13 protein-coding genes are annotated in these 16,390 nt (G+C 37.6%); 4 read left to right on the top strand and 9 right to left on the bottom strand.

The window, feature by feature from the left end; translation table 11 throughout:
• Positions 1 to 225: 225 nt before the first annotated feature.
• The 4 genes from H0S58_RS04360 to cxpE form a co-directional block, all read right to left on the bottom strand.
• Complete coding sequence (locus tag H0S58_RS04360) at positions 226 to 2,658, bottom strand: CSLREA domain-containing protein (protein ID WP_092719877.1); 2,433 nt, start codon at positions 2,656 to 2,658, stop codon at positions 226 to 228.
• Between the two features lie 13 nt (positions 2,659 to 2,671).
• Positions 2,672 to 4,486: a rhombotarget A gene (rbtA, locus tag H0S58_RS04355; protein ID WP_195727258.1), complete on the bottom strand. Its 1,815-nt coding sequence runs from the start codon at positions 4,484 to 4,486 to the stop codon at positions 2,672 to 2,674.
• A 120-nt stretch (positions 4,487 to 4,606) separates the two neighbouring features.
• Positions 4,607 to 5,311 carry a DnaA regulatory inactivator Hda gene (gene hda, locus H0S58_RS04350; protein WP_053578335.1) on the bottom strand — a complete coding sequence of 235 codons (705 nt, stop codon included), beginning with the start codon at positions 5,309 to 5,311 and terminating at the stop codon, positions 4,607 to 4,609.
• Between the two features lie 15 nt (positions 5,312 to 5,326).
• On the bottom strand, positions 5,327 to 6,547 hold the full coding sequence (cxpE, locus tag H0S58_RS04345; protein ID WP_195727257.1) for a chloramphenicol efflux transporter CxpE: 1,221 nt from the start codon (positions 6,545 to 6,547) through the stop codon (positions 5,327 to 5,329).
• Between the two features lie 134 nt (positions 6,548 to 6,681).
• Between cxpE and purM the strand changes: the two genes are divergently transcribed.
• Both purM and purN read left to right on the top strand, forming a co-directional pair.
• A complete protein-coding gene (gene purM / locus H0S58_RS04340) occupies positions 6,682 to 7,749 on the top strand; it encodes a phosphoribosylformylglycinamidine cyclo-ligase (RefSeq protein ID WP_195727256.1) in 1,068 nt (355 codons plus the stop codon).
• Between the two features lie 9 nt (positions 7,750 to 7,758).
• Positions 7,759 to 8,388 carry a phosphoribosylglycinamide formyltransferase gene (gene purN / locus H0S58_RS04335; protein ID WP_053578338.1) on the top strand — a complete coding sequence of 210 codons (630 nt, stop codon included), beginning with the start codon at positions 7,759 to 7,761 and terminating at the stop codon, positions 8,386 to 8,388.
• Between the two features lie 69 nt (positions 8,389 to 8,457).
• Here purN and H0S58_RS04330 read toward each other — a convergent pair whose 3' ends face one another.
• Together H0S58_RS04330 and sppA are read right to left on the bottom strand one after the other, a co-directional pair.
• Positions 8,458 to 9,264: an alpha/beta fold hydrolase gene (locus tag H0S58_RS04330; RefSeq protein ID WP_195727255.1), complete on the bottom strand. Its 807-nt coding sequence runs from the start codon at positions 9,262 to 9,264 to the stop codon at positions 8,458 to 8,460.
• Complete coding sequence (gene sppA, locus H0S58_RS04325; protein WP_193893176.1) at positions 9,261 to 10,286, bottom strand: signal peptide peptidase SppA; 1,026 nt, start codon at positions 10,284 to 10,286, stop codon at positions 9,261 to 9,263. The genes H0S58_RS04330 and sppA overlap by 4 nt, the downstream gene beginning before the upstream one ends.
• A 129-nt stretch (positions 10,287 to 10,415) precedes the next feature.
• Between sppA and H0S58_RS04320 the strand changes: the two genes are divergently transcribed.
• Positions 10,416 to 11,372 carry a lysophospholipid acyltransferase family protein gene (locus H0S58_RS04320; protein ID WP_195727254.1) on the top strand — a complete coding sequence of 319 codons (957 nt, stop codon included), beginning with the start codon at positions 10,416 to 10,418 and terminating at the stop codon, positions 11,370 to 11,372.
• On the opposite strand, the gene H0S58_RS04315 is transcribed toward H0S58_RS04320, so the two are convergent.
• The 3 genes from H0S58_RS04315 to H0S58_RS04305 all read right to left on the bottom strand — a co-directional run bounded on the left by H0S58_RS04315 (position 11,369) and on the right by H0S58_RS04305 (position 15,795).
• Entirely contained in the window at positions 11,369 to 13,798 is a 2,430-nt protein-coding gene (locus tag H0S58_RS04315; protein ID WP_195727253.1) for a DNA internalization-related competence protein ComEC/Rec2, read from the bottom strand. The two genes, H0S58_RS04320 and H0S58_RS04315, sit on opposite strands and share 4 nt — an antisense overlap.
• A gap of 85 nt (positions 13,799 to 13,883) precedes the next feature.
• A complete protein-coding gene (gene lolD / locus H0S58_RS04310; protein WP_053578343.1) occupies positions 13,884 to 14,567 on the bottom strand; it encodes a lipoprotein-releasing ABC transporter ATP-binding protein LolD in 684 nt (227 codons plus the stop codon).
• Positions 14,560 to 15,795 carry a lipoprotein-releasing ABC transporter permease subunit gene (locus H0S58_RS04305; protein ID WP_053578344.1) on the bottom strand — a complete coding sequence of 412 codons (1,236 nt, stop codon included), beginning with the start codon at positions 15,793 to 15,795 and terminating at the stop codon, positions 14,560 to 14,562. Before H0S58_RS04305 ends, lolD begins: the two co-directional genes overlap by 8 nt.
• Before the next feature lie 23 nt (positions 15,796 to 15,818).
• Between H0S58_RS04305 and H0S58_RS04300 the strand changes: the two genes are divergently transcribed.
• Positions 15,819 to 16,388 (top strand): PilZ domain-containing protein, encoded by a 570-nt coding sequence (locus tag H0S58_RS04300; protein WP_053578345.1) that lies wholly within the window; start codon positions 15,819 to 15,821, stop codon positions 16,386 to 16,388.
• Positions 16,389 to 16,390 lie beyond the last annotated feature (2 nt).

Raw genomic sequence — 16,390 nt, 5'->3', positions numbered from 1 at the left:
CCACAGTTTCTAATTCTAGAAATTATTCCCCAAACAAAATTTATGCTTAAAATATAGTAAAAATGACATTTTAATAATTTTCGTTTTCATCGAAAGCGAGCAGAATTTTTTGATGGATTTGAAAATATACTAGATTAGCATTCTCAAATCTTACTGCGCTCATTCAATTTTATAAAAATCATTCATAAAAAATGCCTCACAAGTGAGGCATTTAAATTATTGAATTTATACGTATTTTCTACGACTTCTATACAGACCAAGCCCGATTAGCCCCAGAATACTCCATAGGCCGACACTACCGCCGCCACCTGAAGCAGTTGAATTGGTATTTTTTACCGTATTGATTAAATCAATAGTGGCTTCATTCGAAATTAAGCCTTCTGCATCAAAAATAGTATATTTAATTTCATAATCAAACTGACTAAAGCTATTTTTAACTTCGAACCGCAGCTGTCCACCATAGCATGTATCTTTAATATTATTACCCGGACATGGTCCACTGCGGTCTGCTGTAACTGTTAAACCAGGAGGCATAGGCCCCAATTTTATAGGTAACTCAACTCCATCCGCATTTTTATAAAATTTGCCAATATAGGGTACATTTAAATGTGTCGTGACACCATCACCATCATCGCTATCATTGGTTAATGGATTGACACTGATGACCGTATTTGAGCTTGGAGTAATAGAATAAGTATCATTTTTTGCAATTGGAGCCGTGTTTGAAAAACTTACCCCTAATATTCCAGAAGAAGTGGATGAATCTCCAACTTTATTAGAAGTAAGGGTATAAGAGCAATATCCTGAACCTTCCAATAAATCTGCCTTACCATCTAAACGATAAATGATGATGCGTTTTAAATCAGCTTTCCATTCGCATTTTAAATTAGGATCTTCCTTACCGACAAACTCAAATGCACCATTCTTTTCAATAAATGCACCTACCCCATATACACGAGTCGAAACATTATAATTACTGGTATTTAACGCTCTTAATTGAGTGGGACCATTCATGTCAGTAGAAACAAGTTCTTCTGTTGGCAAAGCCAGCGCAAATGGATCAACATAGATAGGACGATACTGAGCATACTGCTTCGTATATTTTAGCAAGTCTTCAAATGCTTTTAAGTCTTCTTTATCTTTTTCAATATAATCTTGATTGTTTTCAGGATTAGCCAGATATTCCTTTAACACATCAATATTTTTTTGATAATTCTCTATTAAAGTAGCATAAGACTGATTCTTCAAATCGCTTACATCAGTTGCAGTTAACCGCATTAATTCAATTGAACCGATATCACATGTATTTTTCAGTGTTGGATTTAACATCAACGTTTCTTCAGTTACGCGTGTTACACCTCGCTGATCAATTTCGCTACATCCTTTTACATCGCCAATATTAACTAAATCTGTATCATTCTGATTATCTTTAGGATAATACATTGGCAAAAATAAATTATATTTTGAAGCTGTCTGTAAAGGGGATAAAACTGTCGCGAGACTTATGCCACTTAAATCTTTATTTTTATTTGAATTATCAGAATTACTGGTCGCCTTTTCCGGTAAATCACATTGCCCCACTCCCGCATTAAGTTGAAGTGCATTTTGTGAAGCCACCAGTGGCAACTCAACATCTTTTACATTGCCATTATTTAAGGCATAGCGACAAGACTTTCCTTGGTTATAGGCCAGAATATTAAAACTTAAACCAATTATACCGTTATTGTCATAATAAAAAGTACTAAAAGCATTATTCTCTACGATGGTATTACTGAATGCAGTAAAAACATAAGCTGAACTTAATTTATGATTTATTCCATTCACTGCGTAAATAATATGACCATTTGTACTATTTGCTACATTTTGCGCAATAGTATTTGCACTTAAGCTTACTTTTGGATTACCACAAATATCAATTGTACTTAAGCTGGTAGGTGATCCATTTTTGACAATACTACTATTAATAATACTTAAGGTCGGTTGCGTATTGAGTAAGTTTGCTTCACAGTCCATCGCAATGACACTACCCCGCTTAGCATCATTCCCTTCAATAAGCGTATAACGAATATCAATTTTCTTTTCCGTGTTTTGTGCAACGAAATAAATTGCACCACCTTCTTGGTCCGATTTAGAATTTAAGATTGCACTATGACTTAAATTTAAAGGCCCCCCAAGCAGTAATGCTCCACCTCCACCAGTCGATTTCCCATTTTCCAATGAAATATATTCAAGACCAAGTACTGACTGACTATCTAAAGTATTGAAAATTCTTGAATTACCTTGTGCACTGATTTTAGTTTTCAATTTCACAGTCGCAGGATATTCATTGGTCAATACATCTTTACTTGAATAATCAACGGGTAGTTTTCCAGAAATAGTAATCTGAGAAGCAGGTCTCAATTCACTTTTAAGAATATATTCGCCTTCTTCAAGTTGAATTCTATCACCTTGTCCCAGACTCGTATTACCTGCTCCACAACCACCGTAAGCTTTATTCATCTGAGCTGTTTTAATGGCTTCTCTTAATGAGCATTTATTTAAATTTTCACCATCTTCATCATCAAAAGTATTAACGTAAAGCGTTTTATCCTCTGCAGCCATTAATGACATAGCAGACAATACCATGACGCACAGCAATCCCTTTTTATAATTTTTCATCGACTATCCCTAACTATTTTTTATATCGACGTAATCCGATTAAACCTAATAAGGTCAATAATCCGAATAATCCTGTTGCTCCACCTGAGGTTTTTACACTGCTACTTTCCATTTCATTTTTAGGTGATTGCACAACATTTACATTCACTTCCAAGTACGGTCTATTTTTATTTAAGCGTGTAGAGGATGTTACCAAACGAATTTTAAATAAATCTGCGCCATGCCATGCACCTTGTGGTTTATAGACCAAGTTTCCTTCTTCATCAATGGTCAGTTTACCCTTAGAAGGTGTTTGAAGTTGTACCACCTGCATACACCCTGACTGCCAAGCTTCACCTGTAGGATTTTCACCTAATATTGCATTACATTCTTCTTTTGGAACCAAATCACTATCGCTGAGTTTTTCAACGACCGAAATTTCTGCTATCTCACCAATCAATAAATCTTTACCGACTAAACCAGCAGTTGGAGGTACAATAATTTCTATTGCACCTCGATCACAAAAAGAATTATCAAGATCACGACTTTGACTACGCTGATCTGCAAATTCACATCCGATTAATTTTTTCTCTTCTTCACGCTGCTCACGCCCTTTATTAATAATGAGTGAATCTGATAGATACTGATAGCTCATTAAAATACGTGGACGGAAGTAACCTAAAAAAGTATTTTCTGATTGAAAATATGGACACAATAAACTGTTTTTATCTGCACTGAGTGATTTACATTTTCCGTCTATACTCTCGCCTGCGATGAGTTGAGTTCCATTCCAAATATCATTGGGATAATTGATATCTCCAGTGGTACAGCTACTTGTAACCAAATTGTTTTGATTAAAGCTTTTGTCTCCAGCCGTAAAACTACAGTTATTATCTTGATTTACAGGATACGGATTCCCTAAAACAATACTATTAGCCAAATAAGCTTTTTCTGCAGGTGCATTAAATTGAATACCCGCACTATTTCCAACCACGGTAAGATTATTTAACCCCATACCATCCCGAACATTGACAATAAACCCTTTATTTTTATAAAAAGTACTATTTGCAATTCTAAATGACATTGAAGGGAAAGCAGAAATTGTTGCGGGATCTAGAGTATTCGCAGAATAAACGTTAGCACTATTGGCCAAAGTCGTTTCATTTTCACGAAGAACTGAATTGTATATTCTAAATTGAGGCACTTGACTATAAAGGATAGCTCCTTGAGCCGCTTTATTTTTTTCGATTAAGCTAAATCTCATTTCAACGAGACTTCGAACTGTCGTTTCTTTATTTGGAAGTGTAGCCATATTATAGATAGCACCACCTTGAGTCGCAACGCCACCAGATAATTTTACATGATCCAAAAACAAGAGTTCATTGTTATAAATCAGCCCACCCTTCTCGGCACAAACTGACTGGTTACAACCCAGCAAATTCACTTCAATAAGGTTAACTGAAATTACCCCATCTTTTTTATCGTCAATTCGAAATATATTATCTTTGGCTGTCATTTGAACGATAGCATTATTGATACCCGCTTCAGGTTTTTCGCCCTCGGCTGTATCATCAATGGTTTTTAAACTCAGTGCAGCAGTAATGTTAATATGACTGTTTAACTTATAAATTAATTGTTTTTTTAGCACGATGGTTGAACTAGATTCTTTTCCACCACAACCAGAATACCCAGCTTCAGGTAAACCTTTATTCACGTACTCAATCGCTTTACGCAATGAACACTCCTGACTTTCTGCTCCGACATCTTCAGTCGTTGTAACGACGATATCAGCACTATAAGCATGTCCTGCAAGACATAACATACTTATGCCTATGCTCCGTTTGAGCATAACCTTCTCCTTGTATTCTTTCTCTATATTTTTTTTCTTAAGTTGCACATTCCTTGCAACCTCGAACTATTTTGCTGTACTTTGTCACAGCTTGAACGATTTCTCAACTTTTTTTATGCTTTACCGATATTCATCGATCAAAGCATAAATTTGTCTTAAATTGGCATGACTGATTTTAGTTTTCTCACCTTTGAGCAGTTGAACCAATTGTTCTAAAGTCTGTAATAAAATAGAGGTTTGATGAGGCCCTTGATTCAGTAAATAGTCAATAATTTGCTGATCAATATGAATACCTCGACGCATCAATACTGAATTCACCAAAGCCAAACGATCTGCATATAAGCTTCCAGTTGGAACTTTAACGCTCACAGCTTGAGTTAATCGTGATTGTAAGTCTGGAAGTTCAAGCTTCAATTCTATCGGGGCTACTCGCGAAGAGAAAACCAACTGACCGCCCCCTTCATTGTTGTAATTAATCAGATGAAATACTGCTTTTTGCCAATGTGGAACACCACTGATGGCTTCAATATCATCTAAAGCAACTAAATCATATCGATCTAGAGAAGTAATGGCTTCGGTGGGTGCATCCAGTAATTCAAGCAAAGAGACTTTAATTGCAGACTTCCCGACATCTAAATAAGAATCACAGATGGCTGAAAGTAAGTGACTTTTACCAGAACCTGCACCACCATAGACATAAAATCGGTTCATTAAACCTGCATGCAGCTGTCGAACTGCATCAATTACATGTCCCCAACTCGGACCCGAAAAGTCACCAATTCGGGCATCAAGCTGAGGTTCTATATCTAACTGCAATTGACGCATATATGAATCTTGACCTTAAGGTTTTTTATTTTCGATTATTTCAATCTTACTGTTTTTTTCAGTATCTTGCAGATTTTTTAAAGGATCAGTTTTAATCTTTACATCTACATCGACCTGTTCAGATTCTACACTCACACGACCAGATGAAGTCCCTTGAATAATGACCATCGAAGGATCATATAATCGACTTCTTTCATAATAATCACGTGCATGGCGAAGTAGAACTACAATCACAGCGGCAACAGGCAATGCAATTAACATTCCTAAAAATCCTGCCAATTGTGCACCTGCCAGTACAGCAAAAACCACGGCTACTGGAGATAGACCAATTTTATCTCCCAATAAGAAGGGCTGCAAAACATAACCTTCAATCGCCTGACCAATCAGAAAAACACCTAGAACCAAAGCCAAATGCGTCCAATCTAAGCCAAACTGAAATAATGTTGCAATCACAGCAGCAATAATGCCCACACCAAATCCGAGATAAGGAATAATACTGGCAAGCCCTGCAATCATGCCAATGATCAAACCAACTTCCAATCCGATCAATTGCAAACCCACTGCATATACAATGCCCAAAAGGAACATGACTAAAAATTGTCCTTTTACAAATGCACCCAATACACTATGACATTCACCCACAATACTTAAGGTACTTTTTTCATACGAACGCGGAATAAGGCGGCGTAAACTTTCAAGCATACGATCCCAATCTAGCAAGAAGTAGAATGCAATAATCGGAATAAGAACAACAACCCCACCAATTTGAATAAAATTCAAACCTGATTGAGCCACTCGCAATAAGACGGTTTGAATGCTGTCAGCACTATAATTGGTCTGAATATATTGCATCACCACACTGGACATTTGTTCAGTATCAATTTCCATGGCTTCGACATTAAAAGTTTGCGATATCCAAGGTAAAAAAGTGTAATTTATCCAATGTATACCGGCAGGAATACTGTCACGTGCATACATTAATTGCTGCCAAACCAACGGCACAACATACCAAATGGCTAAAGTAACAAGAACGCCAATTCCGATAAAAACAATACCAATTGCCAACCAGCGTGGTAACCCTATTTTATGCAACTTATCGACTAAAGGACTGAATAAATAAGCAACTAAGAATGCCGCAATAAACGGCAAGACTACAGGCTTGAGCAAATACAAAATCCAAAGGATTAATGCAATTCCTGAAAGTATAAAAATACGACGCAAGGTGCGATCAACCATAGATTCTGGCCTTTTTTTGGTTTATTCATTTTAGAAATTAAAATATTTCAATAAAGATAGCATTTTGGCGCATAAATAGCATAAGAATTTCGTATATTCAGGTATAATCGCGGCGCGAATGCGGAGACTTCATAATGAGCAACTCAACTTCCCCAAACACTGGTTTAAGCTATAAAGATGCAGGCGTCGACATTGAAGCAGGTGATGCGCTTGTTGACCGTATCAAATCTGTCGCTAAACGCACCTCACGTCCTGAAGTTATGGGCGGATTAGGTGGCTTTGGCGCTCTTTGTAAAATTCCGAAAGGTTATGAAGAACCTGTTTTAGTATCTGGCACAGATGGTGTAGGTACAAAATTACGTTTAGCATTGAACTTAAACCGTCATGACACAATTGGTCAAGATTTGGTTGCAATGTGTGTAAACGATCTTTTGGTCTGTGGCGCAGAACCATTATTTTTCCTCGATTATTATGCAACGGGTCATCTTAATGTTGATGTGGCTGCAAATGTTGTGACAGGTATTGGTAAAGGTTGTGAGCTTGCAGGCTGTGCGTTGGTCGGTGGTGAAACTGCAGAAATGCCAGGCATGTATGAAGGTGAAGATTACGATCTTGCTGGTTTCTGTGTAGGTGTCGTTGAGCAAAGCAAAATTATTGATGGCACCAAAGTAAAATCAGGTGATGTTTTAATTGGTGTGGCATCAAGTGGCGCCCATTCAAACGGTTACTCTTTACTTCGCAAAATTATTGATGTGAAAAATGTAGATTTAACTCAAATTGTCGATGGTCGTCCACTTGCCGATGTCGCAATGGAGCCTACACGTATTTATGTTAAATCGTTACTACAACTTTGCAAAGAAGTTGATGTACATGCGATGGCGCACATTACAGGTGGCGGTTTACCAGGTAACTTACCTCGTGTACTTCCAGACGGTGCTCAAGCAATTGTCAATGAATCTTCTTGGGAATGGCCAGAATTATTTAAACTGCTGCAACGCGAAGGCGGAGTTGAACAGTTTGAAATGTATCGTACCTTTAACTGTGGCGTAGGCATGGTGATTGCAGTTGATACTGCAGATGCTGAAAAAACAGTTGAATTACTGACGAAGCTTGGTGAAAAAGCATGGAACATGGGTCACATTGTTGATAATGCTGAATCTGTGGCAGGTGCTGACGAAAAAATTCGCGTTATATTTGCTTAAGTATCTCGCATGATTAAAATTGCTGTCCTTGTTTCAGGCAGTGGAAGTAACTTACAAGCCCTGATCGATGCCAATCTTTCAGGGAAAATTGTGGGAGTTATTTCTAATAAACCTGAAGTTTATGCATTAAAACGTGCGGAACATGCTCACATTCAAACTGCGGTCATTGAACACAAACAATATCCTAACCGTGAAACTTTTGATGATGTCATGCATCAACAATTGCTCGAATGGGATGTTGATTTAGTGATTCTTGCAGGCTTTATGCGGATTTTAAGTGCTAAGTTTGTGCAGGCGTGGGAAGGGAAAATGCTGAATATTCACCCTTCTCTTTTGCCATATTATAAAGGTATGCATACACATCAACGCGTTTTAAACACAGGTGATGTTTTGCATGGCTGTACTGTGCATTACGTGACTGCTGAATTAGATGCAGGTCAAGCATTAGCTCAGGGTTTAATTCAAGTGAATGTACATGATGATGCTAAAACACTGGCAAATCGTGTACATGTTCTTGAACACATCATTTACCCACAAGTGGTAGAGTGGATTTGCACACAAACCATTCAACATACTGAACAAGGTGTGTTATATCGGGGTCAACCACTGTCTAAACCTGTTCAATTCTGTACGTTTTAAATTAAATTTGATTGAATAAAAAAACGCATCCTTGGATGCGTTTTTTTATCATAAATTTTATAACCCTACTTATTGTTTGGCTTGTGATTGAATCAGCGTTTTTACCAATGTCACAACTTCAACAGGAAGCTCTAATGGGAACATATGCCCACCTGGAGTTATCGTAAAAGGAATTGCCAATTTCTTCTTGGCAATTTGAGGAAAACCTCTTTTAAGGAATACACTTTGCTCCCCCACCACCAAATGCACTGGCATTTTTGGCTTCGGCATAGGTAACCACCACAACGAAGGATTATTCCGAAAAATAGCGACTTCATCTGCTTTAGGAATGGTGAGTGTCACACCACCCGTGACCTGGTCATCCGTTAAAGCATGTTCAATATAAGCATCGAAACAGTCTTGATCAAAATCCTTATAAAAGCCTTTAGAACGCAAAAGTTCAGCTGCTTGTTCACGTGACTCCCAATGGTCACGGCGTCGTGCTGATAAACCTGCTGGTGTCATTTGATCGACCAATTTCGGTTTAAACAGTTTGGCCAAATGAAATGCGAAAGAGTTTTTACCCAAGATCAAAGGTGGATCCAGCATAATCACTTGTGAAAATAATTCAGGGCGTTGATAAGATGCCATCAATGTCAGCACAGAGCCTAATGAATGGCCTAAACCGATCACTGGACGGCCTTTTGCTTGCCTTACAATACTATCGATGACTTGATCAACGAGATAGGTCCAGTGATTGCTGATGGGATAACGTTTATCTGGCCCAATAAGTGGTAGATAAATCACGTCATATTCGTCTTTAAGTAAATCAAATAACTTTTGATATACTTTTGAAGGCACACCATTGGCATGCGCAAAATGGATAATTGGCTTCATTGTAAATTTATCTTTTGTTCTGATTGAACCTGCTGAGAAAGTGAGCTCGCAAAACCTTGACCGATTGAACTTCCTACACGACCCAGCACGGAATCGAATGGACTATATTCGATGGTGTAATTAACCGCTTTTTGTACATTTAACTCACGTTTAAGCGTGTTTAAACTTCCTGTACGATCGGCAATTCCCAATTTCACCGCTTGCTCACCTGTCCAGAACAAACCTGAGAATATGGCTGGATCTTGTGATTTGAGCTTTTTACCACGGCCCTGTTTTACAGCATTAATAAAATGATCATGAACGTTATCTAATACGCCTTGTACATGTGCTTTTTGTGCAGCATCAACAGGTTGAGTCATAGACAGTAAGGCTTTATTCTCACCTGAAGTCATAGTGCGGTCTTCAACACCCAGTTTCTGCATTAAACCATTTACCCCATAGTTTGGCATAATAACCCCGATTGAGCCGACCAAACTTGAAGGATTAACAATAATCTCATCAGCGGCAGAGGCAATATAATAAGCACCTGAAGCACCAGTATCACCAATTACAGCATAGAGTTTTTTATCAGTATGATTTTTTTTCAAATATTGAATTTCCTGCCAAATTTCATCTGACTGAACAGGTGAACCACCTGGCGAATTAATATTTAAAACCACAGCCTTGCTTTGCTTATTTTCAAAGGCTTTCTTTAATGCTTTGACAGTATCGGTACTGTTGACACTTTGCTTATCTGCAGCAATCGTTCCAATAATATCCACTACTGCAAGATGTGAACCAGCGGCTGCAGTCGGGTCTGAATTTGCCATACTGCAACTTTTGCCAAGTAAAACTAAAACAAACAAGATATAAGCAAAAGTCAGAAATTTAAAGAAGATTCCCCAACGACGGGCACGACGCTGCTCTTGAACAGAAGCTAAAACAGCTTTTTCTAAAATCTGCCATTCTTTGCCAGTGGTATTTGACGTGTTATGTTGTCTGTTCTGATGGTCATTTTCTGGTTTTGGTGGCCAATCGGACATGGAAAAGAATCCAATGATGAGTTAAATTGATCTCATTATATACATTGAATCACACAAATCTGTTTAAACAATATAATTTCCCCTATAATATTTTTTCTTTTTGGCTTTTTTCTAGATTGACGATGGGTAATGACTGATCATACTTCACCTAATGCAGCATATCGCTTACTCAAATTTGTAAGTCGACAACCGATTCAAATTTCAAGATTTATTGCTCGAGGTTTGGCGGGTTTAGTTAATGTGCTTAAAATATCAAAAACATCAGCAACAATTCGCCTTAATCTTCGAATTGCATTACCAGAACTTACTGATGAGCAAAATGAAAGAATTATTCAAGAAGCAATTCGCAATGAATTGACCTCATATTTTGAATTTTTTAGTATTTGGGGTTCAACCAATAAAAAAAATATTGCCCGTATTCATTCTATCCAAGGCGAGCATTTGCTTTTCGATGCTATTCAAGGCCAAAAGGGCTTAGTGTTGGTTATTCCTCATTTTGGCACTTGGGAAATTATGAATGCTTATCTTTCCCAATTTACCGAAATGACTATTCTTTATAAACCTGTTAAAAATCCAGGCACCAATCAATTTGTTCGTGAAGCACGTAGTCGAGAAAAAGCCCATTTGGTGCCTACGGATGAATCTGGCGTGAGACAAATTTTTAAAGCTTTAAAACAAGGCGGAACCACTGTCATTTTGCCAGATCATACGCCCAATCTGGGCGGAGAAATGATTCCGTATTTTGGGATCCCTTTAGCGACCAGCAACTTAAGTGCGAAACTGATTCAAAAGACCAAAGCGAAGTCTTTATTTTTATATGCAATGCGCAATGAAGAACAAGGTTTTGATCTGTATATTGAACCTTTAGATGAATCTATTTATCAAGGCAATGCCAATGATGGTACAGCGGTTATTTTTAAAGCCCTTGAAAACTTGATTCGTCGTTACCCTGAACATTATCACTGGAGTTACAAACGCTTTAAAGCGAATCCAGAATTACACAATGTGTATCATTTAAGTACAACAGAAGCCTTAGAGAAAGTTGCTGAACTTCGAGCTAAAGCTCTTGATAAAAAGACCCTTTAACGCTTTAACCAGTGCCTTGTATCACGTTCAAATTCAATCAACATCTTATTTTGATGCTTTGAGAAATGAATACTGCCTTTTTCTATCGTCGTAATTAAAGGAATATTCAAAGCTTTTAAACGTGCTTCAAGTATGACACTTGGATGCCCGTAACGGTTCGTAAAACCTGCGGATGCAATAGCAATTTTCGGATTTAATTGTTTTAAGAAAGCATAGGCAGAACTATGCCGACTTCCATGATGTCCAAGCAAGAGCACATCAACCTTTAAATCAGGATAATCTTGTAAAATGTTATATTCAGTTTGCCATCCCGCATCGCCCATTAACAGAAAATTTTGATAGGGTTGAGCATTTTTTACTTGTAAATAAAGCACGCAGGAATATTCATTTTTTTCATGTTTCGCATTTGCCAAATGTTCTTTGCTTGGCGATAAAACTGTCATTATAATTTCATTATTTTGCCAATACCACTCCTGCCCTTGATGACAATAATTAAACTGGCTTGACTCTGCTACGTCGATCTGTTCATTGGAATAGACCTGTTGAACCTTTAAATCTTGTTTAATGGTTTCATATGCACCGCTATGATCTTGGTCTAAATGAGTCAAAATCAGTTGATTTAACTCGCTTACCCCTTTAACGGACAAAAATGGCAGAATGATTTGCTTACCGACACTAAATTTAGTTTCATCATAATTCCCACCTGTATCTACCATTAAAGTTTGTGCTTGATCACGAATAAAAATAGCTTGTCCTTGACCGACATCAAGCACAGACAATTCAAACCCATTTTTCGTCGAATCTATCAGAATGAATGGTAAAAAACATAAGATAGACCATGTTTTAGGAACAATACCACGGGGTAAAAATAGGATAATCAAACCTAAGCACATGCTCAGTAATACCCAAAAATTCATTGCAACAGGCTGTAATGTTGGTGAAAAAACATGATCTAAAATCTGCATAAACATGAGTAAGATAGCGATACATAAATCATTGATCTGAAAAATAATACTCCCCAAAGGCTCAAAAATAAAATAACCCAGTGATGCAAGAATATCCAAAGGCACAATCACTACGCTAATCCACGGAATAGCAAACAGATTACTCAAAGGCGTAATCCACGCAATTTGTTTAAAGAAAATAATCATTAAAGGAAATAAGGCTAAAAATATTTTCCATTGGGCTTCGATTAATATTTTCAGTTGTATTTTGAGTGTTTGCGTCTTCCTTTTTACCTCAGCCGTGCGGCTTTGCTGCTGTACAGTTTGATAAATTCTTAATAGTACAAAACATGCACCATATGACAACCAAAAAGCTGCGGATAAAATACTGAATGGATCAAAAATTAATAAGATAGAGGCACTCAATAGCAAAATACTGAGCGGTTGAATTTTTTGTTTTAATAGAATGAATGTAGTGATTAATAAGCAACTCAGTAATGTTCTTAGCGCTGGAATTTCAAATCCAACAAAGGCACAATAGAACAAAACACAGATACAAAATGGCACAATCAACAGATATTGCTTTGGCCATGTTAAATAAAGATCAGGCCAATAACGACAAATTAAATGATGCGTCGCCCAACAGAATAATAAAGCAAAAATCAGTACATGTGGCCCAGAGATTGCCAATAAATGACTCATCCCAAAACGTTGAAATAAATTTTCGGTATCAGTGTGAAGTAAACTTTGATCACCTGTTAACAAGGCTAACAGCAGTCCTTTATGTCGTAATGGTTGCTGATCAATAAAATTTCTTAAGGCCAAACGCTGTCGTTCTATGCCAAGTTTAATCTGCTGAAGATAACCATGCTGAGCTCTCAGATAACGGCTATATCCTAAACGATAAATATCTTGCTCGGAGAGTTCTTGCACGGTTACAACTTTAAAACCTGACATAATATTTTGCTGGATATACCATTTTTCTTGGTCAAATGCACCTTGAGTGGCATAACTGTGAGCAGGTCGCGTTTGACCTTGCATACGATAGTAATGCCCCAGTTCAAGTTTGGGTTGAACATTCAATGCTGCTTCATTTTTTTGAAATGTTTGCCATTGCACAACTTCACTATGCCGATTCAACACATGAACTTTTTGTTGAATCGATTGATCACTCAATTGATTCAAGGTTTTGATATGAACAATAATTTCGGTCTGGTCAGGCATTTTTTCTCGAAATTGCAACCGCTCATTCAGTTGAAGCGCTGCAAAATGTGCACCCAAAGTGAGACTAAAAATAAATGCTAAAACAAATTGAAAAAATTTAAACCACAAAGAGTGAACTTTTTTAAAAATAGTCAGTTGTAAAATTAAAGCGAGAATCAAAAGAAAAATACTGGGCAGCAGCAATAACTCTAGTGTAGGAAAACTTCGCCCCATTGTTGCAATACCGATTATCCAACCGACACATATAAATTGAATCATTATTTTTATAAACTATTTTATTTGCTGCAATATTAAAGCCCACCAAGGTGAGCTTCAATCATTTTTTTAATTTATCGATCAATGTCTAAGCATCAATCCAGACACCATCTTGCATATGTAAGATTGAATCCCCAGCCTGCGCCAGTTGCTCATCATGCGTAACAATCAACATCGCCATATTGAACTCGCTGCGTAATTCGCTCAAAAGCTCAAAAATCTTCACAGCCGTTTTACGATCTAAGTTACCCGTAGGTTCATCTGCCAGCATCAGTTCAGGTTTCGCCACCAAAGCGCGTGCCAAAGCTACACGCTGACGCTCACCACCTGATAGTTCACCTGGTTTATGGGTCATACGATGTGACAATCCAACCCGATTGAGCAAGTATTCTGCCTGTTCCTTCGATTGTTTATACGTCGTACCTGCACGTAACATCAGCGGCATAGCCACATTTTCTAAGGCAGTAAATTCAGGTAGCAGATGATGGAACTGATAAACAAAACCAAGGTGCTGATTACGTAAATAGCCACGTTCAGCTTCGCCCAAAATATCAAAACGCTGCTCGTTCAAAAAGACTTGCCCTTCTGTTGGGCCATCTAAACCACCCAATACATGCAACAAGGTACTTTTACCTGAACCACTCGAACCAACAATAGAAACGAATTCACCCGCTTTGACTTGTAAGGATAAATTCTTAATTACTTCTACCGTGGTTTTACCATCAGTAAAACTTTTCGAAATATTTTTGGCTTCGAGGACAATATTACTCATAACGTAAAGCCTCTGCAGGTTGAGTTTTCGCAGCGCGAAAAGCAGGATAAATCGTTGCAAGGAAACTTAACAGTAATGATAGACACACAATGATCACGACATCTTGCCAACGTAAATAAGACGGTAAGTAATTGATAAAATACGCATCGAATAAATTTAACCCAAAAGCACTGTTTAACCAGCCAATAAAGCCACTGATGCTAGAAGCAAAAATAATACCCAAAATAGCGCCAGAAACTGTTCCTATCACCCCAATAATCGTTCCTTGTACCATAAAGATTCGAGTAATGGTGGATGGTGAAGCACCTAAAGTCCGTAAAATTGCAATATCCGATTTTTTATCAGTGACCACCATCACAAGCGATGACACAATATTAAAAGCAGCGACTAAAACAATCAGGAATAAAAGCAAGCTCACCATGGCTTTTTCCATCTGAATCGCACTGAACAGATTGCCATGTGTGAATGTCCAATTCGACGCATAAAAATTACTTGGTAAATCTTTGACAATATCATCAGCAACTTCTGGCGCACGGAAAATATCATCTAGTTTTAAACGAATGCCTTGTGCCCCATCTGGTAGCCGCAACAAAGTTGAAGCATCATTTAAGGCAATGTAACCCATCATCGAATCAACTTCGGCACCAATACTAAAAATACCCACAATTTTAAAGCGCTTGAAACGTGGTACCACACCAGCAGGTGATGGCGTAGCCTCAGGAAGCACCAAAGTAATATTGTCATTGAGACCCAATCCAAGTGAATCGGTCATTTGTTTACCTAAAACAATACCAAACTCACCTTTTTTAAGCTGGTCAATACTTCCTTCGACCATATGATTCTGAATAATGGAAACGTTTTTTTCATATTCAGGTTCAATGCCTGAAATCATAATTCCAGCCACTTGCCCTTGTGCGGTGAGCATTCCCTGCAATTGGGTAAAGGGAGCTACACCTTTGACATGTTCGTGTTGTTGAATTTTCTTTGCAAGTTCTGGCCAATTTGTTAAAATTTGTGTTGAGGAAACAGTAGCTTGAGGTATCATTCCTAAGACACGGTTTTTCAACTCTCGGTCAAAACCATTCATTACAGATAAAACAGTAATAAGTACAGCCACACCTAAGGTGAGACCGATCATAGAAACCAAAGCAATAAAAGAAATAAAGTGGTTACTACGCCGTGCGCGGGTATATCTTAACCCTATGTACAGCGAGATTGGTTTAAACATACCATCAAGTCCAAGGAATAATTATGGAAAATATACAGCATCAAGATCACAATACAGAACGCCGCGTTATGTCGCGTATAGATGCTGCTTTACGAATTAATTATCAGATTATTTCTGATGATGTTGCACTTAATGATCCTTACGATTCAAACTTTGTGTTGCCACGTTATTTTCTACTACTCGCAGAATTAGATCAATTTGATCATGCTGTAAACTACGAATTAGAACAATTAACTCAAAGAGATCAACAAATTGCTCGAATACTATCCTTATTCAATCAAAAATTAAACCTTATTACAGGTTCTTTGTACGACGCAATTGTACAATCCATGTTACCCATTCCTGAGCATGTTAACTTTTCTGAGACAGGATTTAGTTTTTTTAATGAACGTCCAATTCAAGAAGGCACATATGTTCATGTGACTCTAAGTCATCCTGAAAATTTCTTTCATATTGCGGCAACAGCGCAGGTGGCGTATAGCCGTGAAGAAAATAATAAATTCCGTATTGGTGCTTATTTTATTACTTTGCATCCACAAGATCGGGTCAAACTGTCTGAAAGTATCGCTTTAAGCAAACCTAAAGATGAATAAAC

The organism is Acinetobacter sp. TTH0-4, assembly GCF_015602665.1.
In the GTDB taxonomy this organism is placed as follows: Bacteria; Pseudomonadota; Gammaproteobacteria; order Pseudomonadales; family Moraxellaceae; genus Acinetobacter; species Acinetobacter albensis.
This window is presented reverse-complemented; position numbering and strand designations above follow the sequence as displayed.

Bases quoted from the DNA above. Each gene is read 5' to 3' on its own strand.
- lolD (WP_053578343.1), bottom strand. From the start codon at position 14,567: ATGAGTAATATTGTCCTCGAAGCCAAAAATATTTCGAAAAGTTTTACT.
- H0S58_RS04320 (WP_195727254.1), top strand. From the start codon at position 10,416: ATGACTGATCATACTTCACCTAATGCAGCATATCGCTTACTCAAATTT.
- cxpE (WP_195727257.1), bottom strand. From the start codon at position 6,547: ATGGTTGATCGCACCTTGCGTCGTATTTTTATACTTTCAGGAATTGCA.
- purN (WP_053578338.1), top strand. From the start codon at position 7,759: ATGATTAAAATTGCTGTCCTTGTTTCAGGCAGTGGAAGTAACTTACAA.
- purM (WP_195727256.1), top strand. From the start codon at position 6,682: ATGAGCAACTCAACTTCCCCAAACACTGGTTTAAGCTATAAAGATGCA.
- hda (WP_053578335.1), bottom strand. From the start codon at position 5,311: ATGCGTCAATTGCAGTTAGATATAGAACCTCAGCTTGATGCCCGAATT.
- sppA (WP_193893176.1), bottom strand. From the start codon at position 10,286: ATGTCCGATTGGCCACCAAAACCAGAAAATGACCATCAGAACAGACAA.
- H0S58_RS04360 (WP_092719877.1), bottom strand. From the start codon at position 2,658: ATGAAAAATTATAAAAAGGGATTGCTGTGCGTCATGGTATTGTCTGCT.
- H0S58_RS04305 (WP_053578344.1), bottom strand. From the start codon at position 15,795: ATGTTTAAACCAATCTCGCTGTACATAGGGTTAAGATATACCCGCGCA.
- H0S58_RS04315 (WP_195727253.1), bottom strand. From the start codon at position 13,798: ATGATTCAATTTATATGTGTCGGTTGGATAATCGGTATTGCAACAATG.
- rbtA (WP_195727258.1), bottom strand. From the start codon at position 4,486: ATGCTCAAACGGAGCATAGGCATAAGTATGTTATGTCTTGCAGGACAT.
- H0S58_RS04330 (WP_195727255.1), bottom strand. From the start codon at position 9,264: ATGAAGCCAATTATCCATTTTGCGCATGCCAATGGTGTGCCTTCAAAA.
- H0S58_RS04300 (WP_053578345.1), top strand. From the start codon at position 15,819: ATGGAAAATATACAGCATCAAGATCACAATACAGAACGCCGCGTTATG.